Source organism: Streptomyces sp. NPDC030143 (assembly GCF_055573695.1).
On record NZ_JBVIAY010000021.1, the window covers coordinates 42,176 to 58,506 of the forward strand.

Genomic DNA, 16,331 nt, shown 5'->3' on the forward strand with positions numbered 1-16,331 from the left:
CGGGCTCTCGCCCCCGGGTTCCGACCGGCCGACTTGCTACGTCTGTTACGGAATCCTGACGATTCGGCGGAACCTCCCCGTTCGTCCCGTCCTCTGACTGGGTGACCACCAGAGCACGTGACGAACGGGGATTGCCATGCGCACTCTCACCCGCAGGGGAGCACTCGGACTCGGTGCCGGCGCGGTCGCCGCCGCCGGACTCGCGGGGTGCGCCGACTCCACCCCCTCAGAGGGCTCGACGCGGACGACGGGTTCCTCCGGCTCGGGGAAGAATCGTTCCGCCAGCCCCTCGGCCCCCGCCAGGCCCCTCGGTGACGGCTCCACCTCCTTCACCGGCAGGCAGCCCCACCAGCCGGCCGCGCCCGAGCCGCTGGAGCCGGGGCAGGAGCCGCCGCAGTTCGTCGTCTTCTCCTGGGACGGGGCGGGAGAGGTGGGCAACGGGCTCTTCCCGCGCTTCCTCGACCTCGCCAAGGAACACGGCGCGTCCATGACCTTCTTCCTCTCGGGGCTGTACCTGCTGCCCGAGTCGAAGAAGCGGCTCTACGACCCGCCGAACAACCCGCGCGGCGCCTCCGACATCGGCTACCTCACCGACGGGCACATCAAGGACACGCTGACCGGCCTCCGCCGTGCCTGGCTCGAGGGTCACGAGATCGGCACGCACTTCAACGGGCACTTCTGCGGCGAGGGGCACGGCTCGGTCGGCCACTGGACGCCGGCGCAGTGGCGCAACGAGATCGACCAGGCGAAGGCCTTCGTCAAGGAGTGGCGCACCAACACCGGCTGGACCGACCTGCCCGCGCTGCCCTTCGACTACGACAAGGAACTCGTCGGCGGCCGTACGCCCTGTCTGCTCGGTCAGGACAACCTGCTGCCCACCGCCCGCGCCCTCGGCTGGCGCTACGACGCCTCCTCGCCCGGCGGCCGGCAGGTGTGGCCCGACAAGCGCCAGGGCATATGGGACCTGCCGTTGCAGCAGATACCTTTCCCCGGGCGTCGCTTCGAGGTCCTCTCGATGGACTACAACATGCTCGCCAACCAGTCGGTCAACTCCACCAAGGCGCCCGCCCACAACTACCCGCGCTGGCGCGAGCAGTCCGCCCAGGCGTACATCCAGGGATTCAAGCGGGCATATGAGACGAACCGGGCGCCGTTCTTCGTCGGCAACCACTTCGAGCAGTGGAACGGCGGCATCTACATGGACGCCGTCGAGGAGGCGTTCAAGCACATCGCCCGCGAGAAGGAGAAGGGCGCGGACGTGCGGCTGGTCTCCTTCCGTCAGTTCGTCGACTGGATCGACGTCCAGAGGCCGGAGGTGCTCGCCAAGCTGCGCACCCTGGAGGTGGGGGAGCGGCCGGCCGGCGGCTGGAAGACGTTCCTCGGGGCGGCGTCCACGGGCTCCGCGAACACGGCCTCCGGGAGTCCGTCGAACGCCGCCTGAAATGCGGTTTTCCACCCACAAGGGGGGCGGCCGAGATCCCCGGACCGGGCATGCGAAACTTTTCACATGAGTGCCGCCAGCCGCGCCCCCCTGCGTTCGACCAGCTCGACCACCCGGACCCGCTCGCGTCGCACCGTGCTCACCTGGGTGGCGTCCGGTGCCGCCGCCGCGACGCTGCTCGTCTCCGCGTGCACCTCCCCGGGCACCTCCGGCGGAGGCGGTGACACGCACTTCGTGATGGGCGCGGACGGCATCTCCACCGTCGCCAGGGGCGAGCGGTCCGCGGCCCCGGACCTGTCCGGCAGGACCGTCGACGGCAAGCAGCTCGACGTCGCCTCCTACAAGGGCAAGATCGTCGTCCTGAACGTGTGGGGCTCCTGGTGTGCGCCCTGCCGTGCCGAGGCGCCCAACTTCGAGAAGGTGTACACCGACCTCAAGGGCCGGGGCGTGCAGTTCGTCGGCATCAACACCCGGGACACCAACGCCGACAACGCCCGGCGCTTCGAGGTGCAGCAGGGCGTCACCTACCCGAGCCTGTTCGACCCAACCGGCAAGCTGATGCTCCGCTTCGAGAAGGGCACGCTCAACCCGCAGGCGATCCCCTCCACGCTCGTCTTCGACCGGGAGGGCAAGATCGCGGCTCGGTCGCAGGCCCCGCTCAGCGAGGAGAAGCTGCGCTCCATGATCGCCCCGATCCTCGCGGAGAAGTGACGTGAGCGCGGTCACCACGCTCGCCGCGGACGGCTACAACTCCACGGTGCTCAACGGAGCGCTGCTGGTGGCCCTGCCCATCGCGCTGCTCGGCGGTCTCGTCTCGTTCTTCTCCCCCTGCGTGCTGCCGCTCGTCCCCGGCTACCTCTCCTACGTCACCGGTGTCGCGGGCACCGACCTGGCCGAGGCCCGGCGCGGGCGGATGGTGGCCGGCGCCTCCCTGTTCGTGCTCGGCTTCACCGCCGTGTTCGTCTCCAGCGGCGCGCTGTTCGGCTACTTCGGCGAGACGCTCGTGGAGAACCAAGCCGTCCTGTCCAAGGTGCTGGGCGTGTTCATGATCCTCATGGGCGTCTTCTTCATGGGCCTGATGCCCTGGATGACCCAGCGGGAGTTCCGCTTCCACCGCAGGCCCGCCACGGGGCTGGCCGGCGCCCCGCTGCTCGGCGCGCTGTTCGGCATCGGCTGGACCCCCTGCATCGGTCCGACGCTGGCCTCCGTGATCGCGCTCTCCTCCCAGCAGGGCAGCGCCGGCCGCGGTGCCGTACTGACCGTCGCCTACTGCCTCGGCCTCGGTGTGCCCTTCGTGCTCGCCGCGGTCGCCTTCCGCAAGGCGCTCGGCGCCTTCGGCTGGGTCAAGCGCCACTATGTCTGGGTGATGCGGATCGGCGGGACGATGATGATCGTGACCGGTCTGCTGCTGCTGACCGGTGCCTGGGACCGCCTCGTGCAGGACATGCAGTCCTGGTCCGCCGGCTTCACTGTGGGGATCTGATCCATGAGCAAGAGCACCGTCGGCACGGCGTCCGCCGAGACCCCGGCGTCCCCGGACGAGCAGGACCTCGGCGCGGCCGGCTCCCAGCTGTCCACCGCGCCCGCGGAGATCCTGGCCGGCGTGCCCGCCATGGGCGTGCTCGGCTGGGCCCGATGGTTCTGGCGGCAGCTGACCTCCATGCGGGTCGCGCTGCTGCTCCTGCTGCTGCTCGCGCTCGGCGCGATCCCCGGCTCGCTGATCCCGCAGAGCGGCACCGACGCCACCAAGGTCGCCGAGTTCCGGAACGACCACCCCACCCTCGCGCCCGTCTACGACAAGCTGGGCCTCTTCCACGTCTACAGCTCGGTGTGGTTCTCCGCGATCTACATCCTGCTGTTCGTCTCCCTCATCGGCTGCATCGTGCCCCGCACCTGGCAGTTCGTGGGCCAGCTGCGCGGCCGCCCGCCGGGTGCGCCGCGGCGGCTGACCCGGCTGCCCGCGTACACGACCTGGCGCACCCGGGCCGAGCCGGAGCAGGTGCGCGAGGCCGCGCTCGCCCTGCTGCGCAGGCGCCGCTTCCGCGCTCACCTCGCGGGGGACGCCGTCGCCGCGGAGAAGGGCTACCTGCGCGAGGTCGGCAACCTCGCCTTCCACATCGCGCTGATCGTGATGCTGGTCGCCTTCGCGTGGGGCCAGCTGTTCAAGACCGAGGGCAACAAGCTCGTCGTCGAGGGCGACGGCTTCTCCAACACCCTCACCCAGTACGACGACTTCAAGTCCGGCACCCTCTTCGATCCCGACGACCTGGAGCCGTTCAGCTTCACCCTCGACGACTTCGTCGGCACCTACGAGGTCTCCGGCCCCAACAAGGGCACCCCCCGCACCTACCAGGCGTCCCTCACCTACAGCGTGGGCGCCTACGGCAAGGACCGCAGGACCGTCGTCAAGGTCAACCACCCGCTGGAGATCGGCGACACGAAGGTCTACCTCACCGCCCACGGCTACGCCCCGGTCGTCACCGTGCGCGACGGCAAGGGCGAGGTCGTCTACCACGACGCCGTGCCGCTGCTGCCGCTGGACTCCAACGTCACCTCGTCCGGCGTGATCAAGGCCCTCGACGGCTACCGCAACGCCAAGGGCGTCAGCGAGCAGCTCGCCTTCCAGTCCTTCTTCCTGCCGACGTACGTCAAGGGCAACGAGGTCTCCTCCGCGTTCCCCGCGCTGCTCAACCCGGTGCTGAACCTGGAGCCTTACCACGGCGACCTCGGCGTCGACGCGGGCATCCCGCAGAGCGTGTACCAGCTCGACAAGAAGCACATGAAGGGCTTCAAGGACTCCAAGGGCCTCCAGATGCGGGAGAACCTCAAGCCCGGGGAGACCATGACGCTGCCGGACGGCGCGGGTTCGATCACCTACGAGGGCACCAAGGAGTGGGCGAACTTCCAGGTCACCGAGCAGCCCGCCAGCGGCTGGGCGCTCACCGGCGCCGTCGTGGCGATCTTCGGCCTTGCCGGGTCGCTGTTCATCCAGCGCCGCCGGGTGTGGGTGCGGGCGGTCGGGGGCGAGGACGGGGTGACCGTCGTCGAGATGGCCGGCCTCGGCCGCAGCGAGTCCGCCAAGGTGCCCGAGGAACTCGGCGACCTCGCCGCGACCCTGTACGACCAGGCCCCCGGGGCACCTGATCCCGAGGGCGACCCCTCCGCGTCCCCCGACCCCCGAGCCGTACCTGCCGAAGGGGCTGAGAAGTGACTCTCGCCGCCGCGACCGAGCTGGCCGCCGCCACCAACGAAAACCTCGCGAACACCAGCAACACGCTGATCTACTCCGCGATGGCCGTCTACACCCTGGCCTTCTTCGCGTACATCGCCGAATGGCTCCTGGGCTCCCGCAGCAAGGTCGGCCGCACGGCCGCCGCGCTCACCGCCACCACCACGACGAAGGCCGCGGGGCCGGCCGTCACCGTGAAGCAGGAGGGCGGCACCGCCGTCCTGGAGCGGCCCAAGGTCGTGGTCCGGGCGGCGGCCGGAGCACGGGACGTGCCCGACGGGCCGGGCGCGCACGGCGGGGACGAGCAGGGCGACCTCTACGGGCGGATCGCCATCTCCCTCACGGTGCTCGCCTTCCTGATCGAGTTCGGCGGTGTGCTCGCGCGGGCCCTGTCGGTGCAGCGGGCTCCGTGGGGCAACATGTACGAGTTCAACATCACCTTCTCCACCGTGGCCGTCGGCGTGTACCTCGGGCTGCTGGCGCTGAAGAAGAACGTGCGCTGGCTCGGGCTGTTCCTGATCACCACGGTCCTCCTCGACCTCGGTCTGGCCGTCACCGTCCTGTACACCGCCAGTGACCAGCTGGTCCCCGCCCTGCACTCGTACTGGCTGTACATCCACGTCTCCACCGCGATCTTCTGCGGCGCGGTGTTCTACGTGGGCGCCGTCGCCACGATCCTGTACCTGTTCAAGGACTCCTACGAGAACAAGCTCGCGAGCGGCGGCCGGCCCGGCCGGTTCGCCAACTCGGTCCTGGACCGGCTGCCGGCGGCCGCCTCGCTCGACAAGTTCTCCTACCGCGTCAACGCGGCCGTCTTCCCGCTGTGGACGTTCACGATCATCGCGGGCGCGATCTGGGCGGGTGACGCCTGGGGCCGCTACTGGGGCTGGGACCCCAAGGAGACCTGGTCCTTCATCACCTGGGTCGCCTACGCCTGCTACCTGCACGCCCGGGCCACGGCCGGCTGGAAGGGGCGCAAGGCCGCCTACCTGGCCCTGATCGCGTTCGGCTGCTGGCTGTTCAACTACTACGGCGTCAACATCTTCGTGAGCGGCAAGCACTCCTACGCCGGCGTGTAGGTCCGGACGGCAGAGGCCGGTTCCCGTGGCTCAGGTCACAGGAACCGGCCTCTGTGCTCGCACCGGACGCCGGGCTTATCGGCCTCTCTTTCCGTCCGGGGCTTCAAGGGCCCTCAGGGGTGCGCGAGCCTGCGGCAGGGGTCAGGCTGGTGTCATGACCGGTTCCGTCGAACAGGGCACCAGCCAGACCCACGGAAGCACGCGCATCCTGCACTTCCTCGTGCGGCTGCCGCGGTCCATGGAGGCGGTCTGGCCGGCGCTCACCACCCCGGAGGGACTCGGCGCCTGGTGGACCGACGTCGACGTCCTCGAACCCCGGCTCGGCGGCACGGTCGCGCTGCGCGGCCTGGGCGCCGGGCAGGTCACCGCCTGGGACGTGGACCGGGTCGCCGAGTACACGGTGGAGGGCGGCGGCCGGATCCGCTTCCATCTGGAACGCGAGGGGGAGGACGCCAGCGCGCTGCGCTTCACCCACGAGTTCGAGGGAGAGGGCGAGAGCGAGCCCGGCTGGCGCGCCCGCTTCGAACGATTGATCGAAAACCTGGGGAGGGGCTCCCGGGGCCTGGCGCGGTGATCAGGCCGCGTCCACGGGAAGTCCCCGACGGCACGACCCGGGGGGTGTTCCGAAAGTCCCGCATCCCACGCCCTCTCGCCGCACCGGCCGAAAGCCCGAGTACACCCAGAACGAGCGCTTTCGTCCGGCACGCCGAGAGCACGCACCGGACACCGCGGGCCACCGCACACGACTTTCGGAGCACCCCCTACGACGGCGGCAGGCACTCCGGCTCCGGCGGCTTTCCCTCCGGCCACGCGACCCGGACGAAGCGGGAGCCTCCCTCGGGCCGGAGCTCCACGATCGGTACGGCCTTGTCGTGGGGGTTGCCGTGCACGTCCAGGCAGATCCAGCCGCTCGCCCCGTTCACCCGCAGCGAGCCTTTGACCTGCGGCCACTGCAGGCCCACGTCGGCCGCCGGCGGGACGGTGGCGCCGGGCGGGGTGGCCTCGCGGATGCCGTGCACGGCCAGCCGGATCGCGTCGTAGGCGATGATCAGCTGGCCGTCCTCCAGTGCGGTGGCGCCGATCGGGCCGACGGGCTCGCGCGTGCTGCGGGCCAGCAGGTCGGTCAGGGTCCGCGCGTCCCGGGCCGAGCCGCCCGGCCCGGCGGGGCTCCGCGTCCAGGCGTCCGGGTGGGCGAGCGCGGTGTAGCGCACGGACAGGTTGTGGCTGAGCGCGGTGCGGTCCAGCTTGGTGTCACCGGACAGGTACGAGCCCTCGTCGCCGGTCAGCAGCGTGAACCTGCGGTCCTGGCAGCCCCGGGTGCCGAGCGCGTTGATGAACTGCCGCAGCTGGGTGTGACGGCCGGCGAACAGGATCGTGTCGGTCTCCCGCGAGGTGTCGCACACCAGGTGGGTGATCTGCCGGAAGGTGTTCGCGGTCGTGCCCTCCCGGGTGCGGTCGGCGGGCGGGGTGAACGGCTGCGGCTCGTAGGGCGAGCCCTTGATCAGCTGCGCGAACGACCGTTGCAGCGTGCGCGTGTACGGGTCGCCCGGCTTGTCGTACACCAGCAGCGCCCGCCCGGCGCTCACCTTCGCGAAGGAGGCCAGGGCGCGGGCCTCGTCGGTGTTGGTGGGGGAGACGCGGGCGAGACCCGGGAAGGGGTCCTTGCCGTCCTGTCCGTTGGCGAGGTCGTCGGCGGTGATGGAGGCACCGACGACCGGGATGCCGCGCCGGGTCAGCTCCGCGACGGCCTTCTTGTTGTTGTCGGTGCTCATGCCGACCCCGGCCACCGCGCGCAGCCGGTCGGACCCCTTGGCCATCTCCTCCAGCCGGTCCACCAGCAGCTCCCAGTGCTCGCTGGTGGCACCGGGGTTGGCGAGCACCAGCCGGATCGCCGGGGCCTGCCCGTTGGAGGTGTGGTTGGCCTGCCACTGCGCCAGGTAGGCGCCCTGCACCTCGTGCTGGATGTCGCTGAGGGTGGAGGGCGTGGTGGCGGTGTACGGCAGCATCAGCGCGACCGTCACGTACGTGCCGTCCTTCAGCCGGTCGTTCTCCCGGTCGATGGCCCGCGCCGCGTCCCGGAACTGCGGCCGCCCGAAGTCGTACGCGGTCGAGGTCACGCCCACGCACTCGTCGCTGCCCTCGGGGCGGGTCACGCCGGGCGCGCAGGAGCGGTCCTCGTCCAGCAGCGCCCGTACGGCGACGACGGCGCCGGCGAGCACCACGAGCGTGACCAGCAGGGCCACGTACCGGTAGAGCCGTATCTCCCAGATCTCCCGAAGCCACCGCACCAGCGCACTGCCCTCGCCCCGCGCCATCACGCCTCCCCGTCCGCGTCGTCGGATCCGTCGTCGGCCGGTGTGCGCAGGGGGCGGCCGGCGCGTGCGTCCCGGGGCCAGGCCCGGGACGTGGTGAACAGCAGCGCGCCCCCGGCGGGCCGCAGGTCGGACAGTTGCAGCAGTTCGAACTCCAGCCGTCCGCACACCCTCGGATCGGGCAGCACCAGCGGGTCGGTGACCTGCCACACCGCGTGCAGCAGCCGCCGTACGCGCAGGTGCAGGAGGGCGTCCGCGCCCTCCGGCGGGCTGTGGTCGGCGTCGGTGCGGCCGAGCGCGATCGCCGCGCGGTGGTCGTCGTGGTCGTCCGCGTCGCGGCCCTCGTCGTCGTGCGCGTGGAAGTAGGGCGCCGAGGCGAGGAAGCACAGGGTGTCGAGCCAGGTGCGGGTGTCGAGGACGGCGAAGGTGTCGCGCAGGTGGGCGACGGCGCCGGCCGTGTCCCCGAGGGCGAGCTCGTGGTGCAGCCGGTAGCGGGCGTGCGCGGGATCGGCGTCGTCCCGGGTGTAGTGCCGTATCAGCGTCTCGTGGACCTCGCGCCAGCCGCCGTGGTCGGCGTCGCGGTGGTGCAGGCGCAGCAGCAGGAGGGTGCGCACGAACGGGTCGCCGACGAAGTGGCCCGGCGCGGCCGGCAGCCCCTCCTCGGCGAGGCGCACGCGCAGCGACCGCACGCCCGAGGCGCCGAAGTCGTCCGGGAGGTGGGCGGCGGCCAGGGCGACCGCGGAGTCGTGGTCGTGGGCGGCGGCGAGCACGGTCAGCTCGTCGAGCCGGTCGGCCGGGACGAGGCGGCGGAGCAGCTCACCGTAGACGGGGTGGTCGTCGGCCCGGTCCTCCTCCAGGCGGATGCGCGAGGTGAGCAGGCGGGCGGGCGAGCCGGCCAGGCCGGGGTGCTGCCGGGCCGCCGTGGCGAGCAGCACGATGCCGAGCGGGTTGCCGCCGGTCAGCCGGTGTGTGGCGTGCGGGAGTCGGGACGGGACCTCGCTGTCGGCGCACACCGCGCCCACCATGTGCAGGGTGTCGTCCGGGGACAGCGGCGGCAGGGGCACCACCAGCGCCCGCGAGGACGGCGAACTGCCGGGCTCCCACTCGGTGGCGCGGGCCACCTCCGGCAGCTCCCGGTGCACGGCGTCGGTGAGCGTCGGCAGGTCGGTGCCGCGGACGGTGGCCACGCACACGACCTGGTCGGCGCTGCCCTCGGCCCGGTCCCGCAGGACCGCGTCGAGCAGGCCGGGGCCGGGCCCGCCGCGCGCGTTGTCCAGGAGCACCAGGGGCCGGCCCAGCCGCCGCAGGTGTGAGCCGAGCCCGGAGTAGGCCTCGGCTAGGTCGGCGAGCAGGGCCCGCACCAGCCAGCGTTCGGCGTGCTCGCGCGAGGTGGTGCCGGCCCGGAAGTTCCCGGCGAGCAGCAGCAGGCCGCGCTTGGCGTTGCCGCCCGCGTTGGGGTAGGTGCGGTACCAGGTGGACGGTTTCTGCTCCTTGTGGGAGGTGAACCCCTCGGACAGCGCCTCCAGGGTGGCCTCGATGGCCGCCGCCACGAACGGGCCCTGCCCGCTCGTCGCCCCGATGACCCCCGTCGCGACCCGGGTCGCCCACCGTCCGGCCATGCTGAAGCGCGACCCGCGCTCGTTGAGCAGCAGGATCCGCACCAGCTCGCGCCGGATGCGTTCGGAGTCGGCCCGACCGCTCCAGTCGCTGGCCCGCACCGCCACCAGCCCGGCGGTCAGCCGGGGGAAGGTGAGCTGCCCGGCCGCCTTCACCGGTTCGGTGAGCTGCTCGGCGAGCACCAGCAGTGCCTGCCACACCGGGGACCAGGACTCCGGGTTCTCCTCGTGCGGCGGCCGGGCGAACTGCTCGTCCTCGCAGTCGATCAGCGCGACCGGGGTGCGTCTTCGCGCCTCGCCCTTGCGGGTGTGTTCGGTGTAGGCGTCCCGCAGTTCGGCGAGCACCGCGCTCTTGCCGAGCCCCCTGCCGCCCGCCAGCACCAACAGCGGTAACTCCGCCGTGTGTTCGGCTCTGGTCGCCAGATGCTCGTACGGCCGCAGCCCGACGAGCCGCGGCACCAGGCCGACCGGCTCCACGTCGAACAGCGCCCCCCGTCCGTACAACCGTCCGTGCACCGCACCTCCCCCAGGCTCGGTCCTCAACGCCAGGGTAAAGAGAGGAAGTTGGTGTCGGCTAGATCGCGTGGTGTCCGTCTGGTCACGAAATTTCCGGCGGGGTGCGCGGATGCCCGCGTCAGTCCTCGCGCAGCACCAGTTCCAGCAGGCCCGGGAAGCGGGCGTCGAACTCGGTCCGGCGCAGCCGGTTGACCCGCCGCGCCCCCTCGTCGCGCTGTTCGACCAGACCGGCGCCGCGCAGCACGGTGAAGTGGTGGCTCAGGGCGGCCTTCCCGACCGGCACGTCGAAGCTGCCGCAGGCCCGCGACCACTCGGGCGAGCCGGCCAGCTCCCTGACCAGGGTGAGGCGTACGGGGTCGGCGAGCGCGGCGAGGGCGGTGAGGACGGGGACGTCGTCGGGGTGGGTGTGCTCGGGGGCGGCACGGTGACCGACGGGGCGTTGCGTCATGGTCGGCTCCTTCCGGGCGGCGCCTTGCGAAGTGTTCGATGAAAACCATACAGTCATGGGTGTTCGCTTTTCATTGAACACTCGTGACGGAACAGAACCGGGGGTCCGGCATGCGCGCGATCGAGATCCAGAGGTACGGCGGTCCCGAGGTCCTGGAGGTGACGGAGGCCGAGGTCCCCGAGCCGGGACCCGGACAGGTGGCCGTCGACGTGGCTTACGCGGGAGTGAACTTCGCCGACCTGAAGGCCCGCTCCGAGGGCTACCGCGTGACCGCGCTGCCCTTCCGCCCGGGCCTGGAGGTCTCCGGCCGGGTCCGCGCGCTCGGAGCGGGCGTCGAGGGCCTGGCCGTCGGCCAGGAGGTGACCGCCCTGACCGACGGCGGCGGCTACGCCGAGGTCGCCGTCGCCGAGGCCGCGACGGTCTTCCCGCTCCCGCCCGGCGTCGGCCTGCGCACGGCGGCCACCCTGCCCACGGTGCTGCCGACCGCGTACGCCCTGGTCCACACCGTCGGCCGGCTCCAGCCCGGTGAGAGCGTCCTCGTGCAGGGCGCGGCGGGCGGCATCGGCACGGTCGTGGGCCAACTGGCCAGGGCGGCGGGCGCGGGCGCGGTGTACGGCGTGGTGTCCTCCGCCGCCAAGGCCGAGTACGCCCGTGCCCACGGCTACGACGAGGTGTTCGTCGGCGACTTCGACAAGGCGGTCCGGACGGCCACCGGCGAGCGCGGGGTCGACCTGGCCCTGGACCCGGTCGGCGGCGACACCTTCCGCGCCTCCCTGGCCTCCCTCGCGGTCCACGGCCGCCTGGTCTCCTTCGGCAACGCGAGCGGGGCCGAGCCGTGGAGCGTGGGCCAGCCGGAGCTGTACCCCACGGGCCTGTCGGTGTCCGGCTTCTCCGTCCTGAGCCTGGCCCGGACCGCCCCCGCCGCCCTGCGCGCCCTCACCGGCCGGGCGTTCGCCACGGTGGCCGACGGCACGGTCACCCTGCCGGTCACCGCCGAGTTCCCCCTGCCGGACGCCGCGCAGGCGCACCGGCTGATGGGGGGACGGGGGAGCACCGGAAAGCTGCTGCTGCGGGTGGCGGACGAGGGCCTGCCCCGGACCCCGTGAGGCCGGCCGGGCTTCCCTTCCGGAAACCGCCGTCCGACGTGCCGCGCACGGTCCGGACGGCGGACGCGCCCGCGCAGCCGCCGTGGTCGGGGGCGCCGAAGACCTGGGTGGCGCACCGGCCGTCGTCGCCCTTGCGGAAGTGGGGCGTGCCGGTGGCGGGTTCGGAGCGGGCTGAGCCCGTGAGGCGACCCCGCCGGCCCCCCCGGCCGCCGCCCACCCGGCAGAACCGCCCGCACACCCCGCTACCGTGTCCCCCCACGATGACGAAACCCGCCCGGCACCACACCGAGGAACGGCGGCTGCGCACCGTCGACCTGGCCCGCCTCGCCGGCCTGTCCACCCAGCAGATCCGCAACTACGAGGAGGCCGGCGTCCTGCCCCCGGCCGAGCGCACCGAATCCGGCTACCGGACCTTCGGGGAACACCACCGGCGGGCGCTGCTGACGTACCGCGCGCTCCAGCCGGGGTACGGGCCGGTGACGGCGACGCGGATCATGCGGACCGTGCACGCCGGTGACGTGCCGGGCGCCCTCGCCCTGGTCGACGCGGCGCACGCCGCGCTGCACGAGGAGCGCACGGCCCTGCGGGCGACCGGCGAGGCACTTCAGGCGCTGGCGGATGAGCCGCCCGAGGCGGGGCCCCGCTCCGGTCTGCGCATCGGGGAGGTCGCCGAGCTGCTCGGCGTACGGACGTCGGCGCTGCGGGTGTGGGAGGCGGCCGGGCTGATCGCGCCGCCCCGCGAGCACGGCACCGGCTACCGCCTCTACGGGCCCGCCGACGTGCGCGACGCGCGCGTCGTCCGCGCCCTGCGCCGCGCTCACCACCTCCTGGACCAGATCCGCCCGGTCCTGGAGGGCCTGCGCCGCGAGGGCGACACCGAGGCCCTGCGCACGGCGCTCACCGACCGCGCCCGGACCCTGACCTCACGCACCCGCACCATGCTCTCGGGCGCGGGCCGCCTGCACGACTACCTCGACCACCTCGACGGCGGCGGCCCGGACCGACCGTGACCGCCCCGCGCCCTCACCGCAGCCGGGAGGACGACAGGATGGACAGCAGGTGGGCCGGGACCATCACCCAGGTGATGGCGGCGATCGCGGTCAGGGCCCAGCGGGTCGGTTCGATGCCGCCGGTCGCCGCGTCGGCCACGGCGACGGCCAGCAGCACCAGGGAGGCCTCGATGCCGTTGGTGACGCGGTGGATCTTGAAGGCGGCGGCGAGCCGGCGGACCGAGGCGACACCCTGCGAGCGCGGCCGGGTGGACTCGTCGTCGGCGACGCCCAGGCCACGGCGGGCGCGGGCCACGTCCACCAGGTCGGTGGAGGCCTTCAGCAGGACCACGCCGAGGGCGGCGGCGAGGCCGAGGGAGACCCAGCCGTTGAAGCCCGCCCAGCCGCCGAGCCCGGACTCGGCGGCCCGGAAGCCGAAGCCGGTCAGCAGCGCCGCGTCCGCGAGGTAGGCGCCGAGCCGGTCGACGTAGATGCCGGTCGCGCTGTTCTGGCCCTTCCAGCGGGCTACCTCGCCGTCCACGCAGTCGAAGAGCAGGAACAGCTGCATGAGGAGCGCGGCGAGGACGGCTCCGGGGAGGCCGGGGATCAGCAGCGCGGCCCCGGAGAGGATCCCGCACACCACCATCGTCCAGGTCAGCTGGTCGGGTGTGATCCGCGTGCGCACCAGTTGCCGGGTGAGCCGGAGGGAGATCCGGCGCATGTACAGCCGGCCCGCCCAGTGCTCGCCGTTGCGGCTCGCCAGCTTGGCCTGCGGCTGGCAGACCTCCCGCAGCTCCTCCAGCACCGGAGCAGCAACCATGACCGTTCCTCCCACGGGGCCCAACTGCCCCAGACGCGGCGGTGATCGGCACAGATTACCCGCCCTTGGCCTGGACATTTCGCGGCGAATCTCGACACGGTGGAGCGCACCGGCCCTGTAATCGAGCTCGTGGTCGATGGCGTCCTCGGGACCTCCGTGTCCCCTTGCTTCCGCCACCGCCGCCTTCCACGCCGCGCACAGCGCCTTCTCGGACCCCGCCGCCCTCGCCCCGCACGACGCGGCCTCGCGCTGCACGGCATCGGACCACGCGGCCTGATCAGGCGCTCATGGTGCAGGGACCTCCGAGCGCGCGCCCCGGGCGCCGACGCGTGCGGGCCGCACGTTGCCCCGCGGCCCGGGCCCCGGGACAGTGAGGGCATGGATCAGGCACAGGCACGCACCTGGCTCGCCATCGCCGTCGCCGAGGCCCGCGCCGGACTCGCCGAGGGCGGCATCCCGATCGGCGCCGCGCTCCACGGCCCCGACGGCACCCTCCTCGGCCGCGGCCGCAACCGCCGCGTCCAGGACGGCGACCCCTCGACGCACGCGGAGACGGCGGCCTTCCGGGCGGCGGGACGACAGCGGTCGTACCGCGGTACGACGATGGTGACCACCCTCTCCCCGTGTTGGTACTGCTCCGGCCTGGTCAGGCAGTTCGGCATCTCCCGGGTGGTGATCGGCGAGGCGACCACCTTCCACGGTGGTCACGACTGGCTCGCCGAGCACGGAGTGGAGGTGCTGGTGCTGGACGACGCCGAGTGCGTGGCGATGATGCGCGACTTCGTCGAGAGGAACCCGGCCCTGTGGAACGAGGACATCGGCGAGTGACGCCCGCCCCGGAACCCGCGCTCCGGGCCGGGACCGTGGGCCGGTCCACTCGCACGGGCACCGGCCGCGATCACCAGGGAGGAGCTTCTCCCACGCCCCCCGGGGAACCGGCACGAGCCTCGCCGTGCCGTTCTCCGGCGCCCTCGCCGACCGGGCGCGAAAGCGGTGAAAAGGGTGGGAACCTATGACCTCGAAGGGCACGGAGAGGCGGGTCGGTCAGTGGGGAAGCACGCGTTCGGTGGTGGTGGGGGACCTTCCTTCGGGGATGTGGAGCACGTCAAGGGGTTCGGCCCGCTGCCGCCGGACCTCTCCCCGCAGGCCCGCGGCCTGGCGCTCGCGATGCGGGGCCTGTTCGAGGCCACCGGGCTGAGCCCGCGCGAGTTCGCCGCCTGCCACCACGTCAGCCCGCCCGCCGTCACCCGCTACCTCGAGGGCCGGCGCATTCCCCCCAAGCAGTTCCTCGACGTCCTGATGACGTCGGCCTGCGAGCGCAGCGGCGGTGCGGTCACCGCCGACTTACAGGCCCACGTGTACCAGCGCCACCGTGACGCCCTGCGGCTCGAACGGCCCGCCCGCTACGACGAGCAGATGGCCGCCGACCGTCTGGAGGACGCGGTCCTCAAGCGGGCCCAGGCCGAACTGCGCATCCACGACCTCGAACGGGACGTCTGCCACCACCGGCTCGAACTGGGCGACCTCACGGCGCACCTGCGGCAGATCGAGGCGGCGTGCGCGGCCGATCCGCACGACCTGGGCACCCGGCTCGACCTGTACCGCCGGCAGAGGGCCGACCTGGAGGAGCGCTGCACGCGTCTGCGCGCGACGATCGGGGAACGGGAAGCCGAGCTCGCCGAAGCGGTGCGGGAGCGCGACGCGGTCCGGCTGAGTTGCGCGGAACTCGAGGCGGACCTCGCGGTCGCGGAGGAACGGGCCGAACGCGAGCACCGGGAACGCCGGATCAGCGAGGACCGCCGGCCGGCGGCCGGCGACGGGTCGGCGGCGCTGCGGCAGCTCCGGGACGCGGTGCTCCACTTCGCCGAGGTGCGGCTGCCCGAACTGTCCCACCAGTTGGCGCGGTCGCACCCCGAGCAGGTCGACACCGCCGTCAAGCCGATCGGCACCGACACCGCCGACGACGTCGGGGAAGTCGCCCGCGCGGTCGACGCGCTGCACCGAACGGCGGTGCGGGTCGTCACCGAGCACGCCGTGGCACGCGTCCGTCACGAGGCCGTCCTCACCACCGTGGCCCACCGCCAACAGGCCCTGCTGAACCGCCAGTTGGAGCTGATCACCGAGCTGGAGAGCAACGAGTCGGACCCCGACCAGATGGAGAAGCTGTTCCGCGTGGATCACCTGGCGACGCGGCAGCGGCGCACCAGCGGCGTCCTCCAGGTCCTGGCCGGTGTTCGGCCCGGCCGGCCGTTCGCCGAGCCGGTCCCGCTGGTCGACGTGGTGCGGGCCGCCTCCTCCGAGGTGGAGCAGTACGAGCGGATCGCGCTCTCGGAGATCCCGGAGGTCGGGGTCGTAGGCCGGGCCGTGACCGGTCTCACGCACCTGCTGGCCGAACTGATGGAGAACGCCACCCGGTTCTCACCGCGGTCGACCAGGGTCCGGGTGGGGGCGGGCTGGCTGTCCGACGGCCGCCTCATGGTCGAGATCCAGGACCGGGGCGTCGGCCTCAGCCCCGAGCACCTCGCGGACGTCAACCACCGGCTGACCGCACCGCCTACCGCAGCGGACGCCGCGGTCACCGAGCGCCTTGGCCTCTACGTGGTGGCACGGCTGTGCGAACTGTACGGATTCGACGCCCAGTTGCGACACAACAGCATCCCGTCCGGGGTCACCGCGCTGGTGGTGCTGCGCGGGGACGCCCTCTCGGGTCACCGAGGCCCGGGGTGGCCCGGCCACGACCGGGGCCGCACGGGGACTTACTGATCGTTCCGGAAG

General features: G+C 72.7%; 14 protein-coding genes. 10 read left to right on the forward strand and 4 right to left on the reverse strand.

The genetic code is table 11. The features are described 5' to 3' along the window. The first annotated feature begins 136 nt into the window (after nt 1-136). The 6 genes from ACZ4YY_RS29375 to ACZ4YY_RS29400 all read left to right on the forward strand — a co-directional run bounded on the left by ACZ4YY_RS29375 (nt 137) and on the right by ACZ4YY_RS29400 (nt 6,323). A complete protein-coding gene (locus ACZ4YY_RS29375; protein ID WP_468296881.1) occupies nt 137-1,441 on the forward strand; it encodes a polysaccharide deacetylase family protein in 1,305 nt (434 codons plus the stop codon). 66 nt (nt 1,442-1,507) lie between these two features. Continuing rightward, the gene (locus ACZ4YY_RS29380; protein ID WP_468296883.1) at nt 1,508-2,152 is read left to right on the forward strand and encodes a TlpA family protein disulfide reductase; all 645 of its coding nucleotides are present in this window, start codon (nt 1,508-1,510) and stop codon (nt 2,150-2,152) included. Nucleotide 2,153: 1 nt separating this feature from the next. After that, nucleotides 2,154-2,924, forward strand: a complete 771-nt coding sequence (locus tag ACZ4YY_RS29385) for a cytochrome c biogenesis CcdA family protein (RefSeq protein ID WP_468296886.1) — start codon at nt 2,154-2,156, stop codon at nt 2,922-2,924. Nucleotides 2,925-2,927: 3 nt separating this feature from the next. Further along, nucleotides 2,928-4,652 (forward strand): cytochrome c biogenesis protein ResB, encoded by a 1,725-nt coding sequence (gene resB, locus ACZ4YY_RS29390; protein WP_468296891.1) that lies wholly within the window; start codon nt 2,928-2,930, stop codon nt 4,650-4,652. After that, entirely contained in the window at nt 4,649-5,749 is a 1,101-nt protein-coding gene (gene ccsB, locus ACZ4YY_RS29395) for a c-type cytochrome biogenesis protein CcsB (RefSeq protein ID WP_468296894.1), read from the forward strand. The genes resB and ccsB overlap by 4 nt, the downstream gene beginning before the upstream one ends. A gap of 154 nt (nt 5,750-5,903) precedes the next feature. Further along, nucleotides 5,904-6,323 (forward strand): SRPBCC domain-containing protein, encoded by a 420-nt coding sequence (locus ACZ4YY_RS29400; protein ID WP_468296897.1) that lies wholly within the window; start codon nt 5,904-5,906, stop codon nt 6,321-6,323. A 187-nt stretch (nt 6,324-6,510) separates the two neighbouring features. On the opposite strand, the gene ACZ4YY_RS29405 is transcribed toward ACZ4YY_RS29400, so the two are convergent. From ACZ4YY_RS29405 to ACZ4YY_RS29415, 3 genes are all read right to left on the reverse strand, one after another. Next, on the reverse strand, nt 6,511-8,064 hold the full coding sequence (locus ACZ4YY_RS29405) for a hypothetical protein (RefSeq protein ID WP_468296900.1): 1,554 nt from the start codon (nt 8,062-8,064) through the stop codon (nt 6,511-6,513). Then, complete coding sequence (locus ACZ4YY_RS29410; RefSeq protein WP_468296904.1) at nt 8,064-10,193, reverse strand: hypothetical protein; 2,130 nt, start codon at nt 10,191-10,193, stop codon at nt 8,064-8,066. The genes ACZ4YY_RS29405 and ACZ4YY_RS29410 overlap by 1 nt, the downstream gene beginning before the upstream one ends. Before the next feature lie 118 nt (nt 10,194-10,311). Continuing rightward, a complete protein-coding gene (locus ACZ4YY_RS29415) occupies nt 10,312-10,641 on the reverse strand; it encodes an ArsR/SmtB family transcription factor (RefSeq protein ID WP_468296907.1) in 330 nt (109 codons plus the stop codon). A 110-nt stretch (nt 10,642-10,751) separates the two neighbouring features. Between ACZ4YY_RS29415 and ACZ4YY_RS29420 the strand changes: the two genes are divergently transcribed. Next, on the forward strand, nt 10,752-11,747 hold the full coding sequence (locus ACZ4YY_RS29420; RefSeq protein ID WP_468297190.1) for a quinone oxidoreductase family protein: 996 nt from the start codon (nt 10,752-10,754) through the stop codon (nt 11,745-11,747). Between the two features lie 260 nt (nt 11,748-12,007). Continuing rightward, on the forward strand, nt 12,008-12,757 hold the full coding sequence (locus tag ACZ4YY_RS29425) for a MerR family transcriptional regulator (RefSeq protein WP_468296911.1): 750 nt from the start codon (nt 12,008-12,010) through the stop codon (nt 12,755-12,757). A gap of 13 nt (nt 12,758-12,770) precedes the next feature. Here ACZ4YY_RS29425 and ACZ4YY_RS29430 read toward each other — a convergent pair whose 3' ends face one another. Further along, nucleotides 12,771-13,556 carry a CDP-alcohol phosphatidyltransferase family protein gene (locus tag ACZ4YY_RS29430; RefSeq protein ID WP_468296913.1) on the reverse strand — a complete coding sequence of 262 codons (786 nt, stop codon included), beginning with the start codon at nt 13,554-13,556 and terminating at the stop codon, nt 12,771-12,773. A gap of 378 nt (nt 13,557-13,934) precedes the next feature. Here ACZ4YY_RS29430 and ACZ4YY_RS29435 point away from each other — a divergent pair, with 378 nt between their 5' ends. Both ACZ4YY_RS29435 and ACZ4YY_RS29440 read left to right on the forward strand, forming a co-directional pair. After that, nucleotides 13,935-14,384 carry a nucleoside deaminase gene (locus ACZ4YY_RS29435; RefSeq protein WP_468296916.1) on the forward strand — a complete coding sequence of 150 codons (450 nt, stop codon included), beginning with the start codon at nt 13,935-13,937 and terminating at the stop codon, nt 14,382-14,384. A gap of 267 nt (nt 14,385-14,651) precedes the next feature. After that, nucleotides 14,652-16,319, forward strand: a complete 1,668-nt coding sequence (locus ACZ4YY_RS29440; protein WP_468296919.1) for a sensor histidine kinase — start codon at nt 14,652-14,654, stop codon at nt 16,317-16,319. Nucleotides 16,320-16,331: the final 12 nt, after the last annotated feature.

What these genes read in the sequence shown, in the direction of transcription:
- ACZ4YY_RS29380 (WP_468296883.1), top strand. Translation starts at nt 1,508, where the DNA reads ATGAGTGCCGCCAGCCGCGCCCCCCTGCGTTCGACCAGCTCGACCACC.
- ACZ4YY_RS29415 (WP_468296907.1), bottom strand. Translation starts at nt 10,641, where the DNA reads ATGACGCAACGCCCCGTCGGTCACCGTGCCGCCCCCGAGCACACCCAC.
- resB (WP_468296891.1), top strand. Translation starts at nt 2,928, where the DNA reads ATGAGCAAGAGCACCGTCGGCACGGCGTCCGCCGAGACCCCGGCGTCC.
- ACZ4YY_RS29405 (WP_468296900.1), bottom strand. Translation starts at nt 8,064, where the DNA reads ATGGCGCGGGGCGAGGGCAGTGCGCTGGTGCGGTGGCTTCGGGAGATC.
- ACZ4YY_RS29435 (WP_468296916.1), top strand. Translation starts at nt 13,935, where the DNA reads ATGGATCAGGCACAGGCACGCACCTGGCTCGCCATCGCCGTCGCCGAG.
- ACZ4YY_RS29430 (WP_468296913.1), bottom strand. Translation starts at nt 13,556, where the DNA reads ATGGTTGCTGCTCCGGTGCTGGAGGAGCTGCGGGAGGTCTGCCAGCCG.
- ACZ4YY_RS29425 (WP_468296911.1), top strand. Translation starts at nt 12,008, where the DNA reads ATGACGAAACCCGCCCGGCACCACACCGAGGAACGGCGGCTGCGCACC.
- ACZ4YY_RS29420 (WP_468297190.1), top strand. Translation starts at nt 10,752, where the DNA reads ATGCGCGCGATCGAGATCCAGAGGTACGGCGGTCCCGAGGTCCTGGAG.
- ACZ4YY_RS29400 (WP_468296897.1), top strand. Translation starts at nt 5,904, where the DNA reads ATGACCGGTTCCGTCGAACAGGGCACCAGCCAGACCCACGGAAGCACG.
- ACZ4YY_RS29375 (WP_468296881.1), top strand. Translation starts at nt 137, where the DNA reads ATGCGCACTCTCACCCGCAGGGGAGCACTCGGACTCGGTGCCGGCGCG.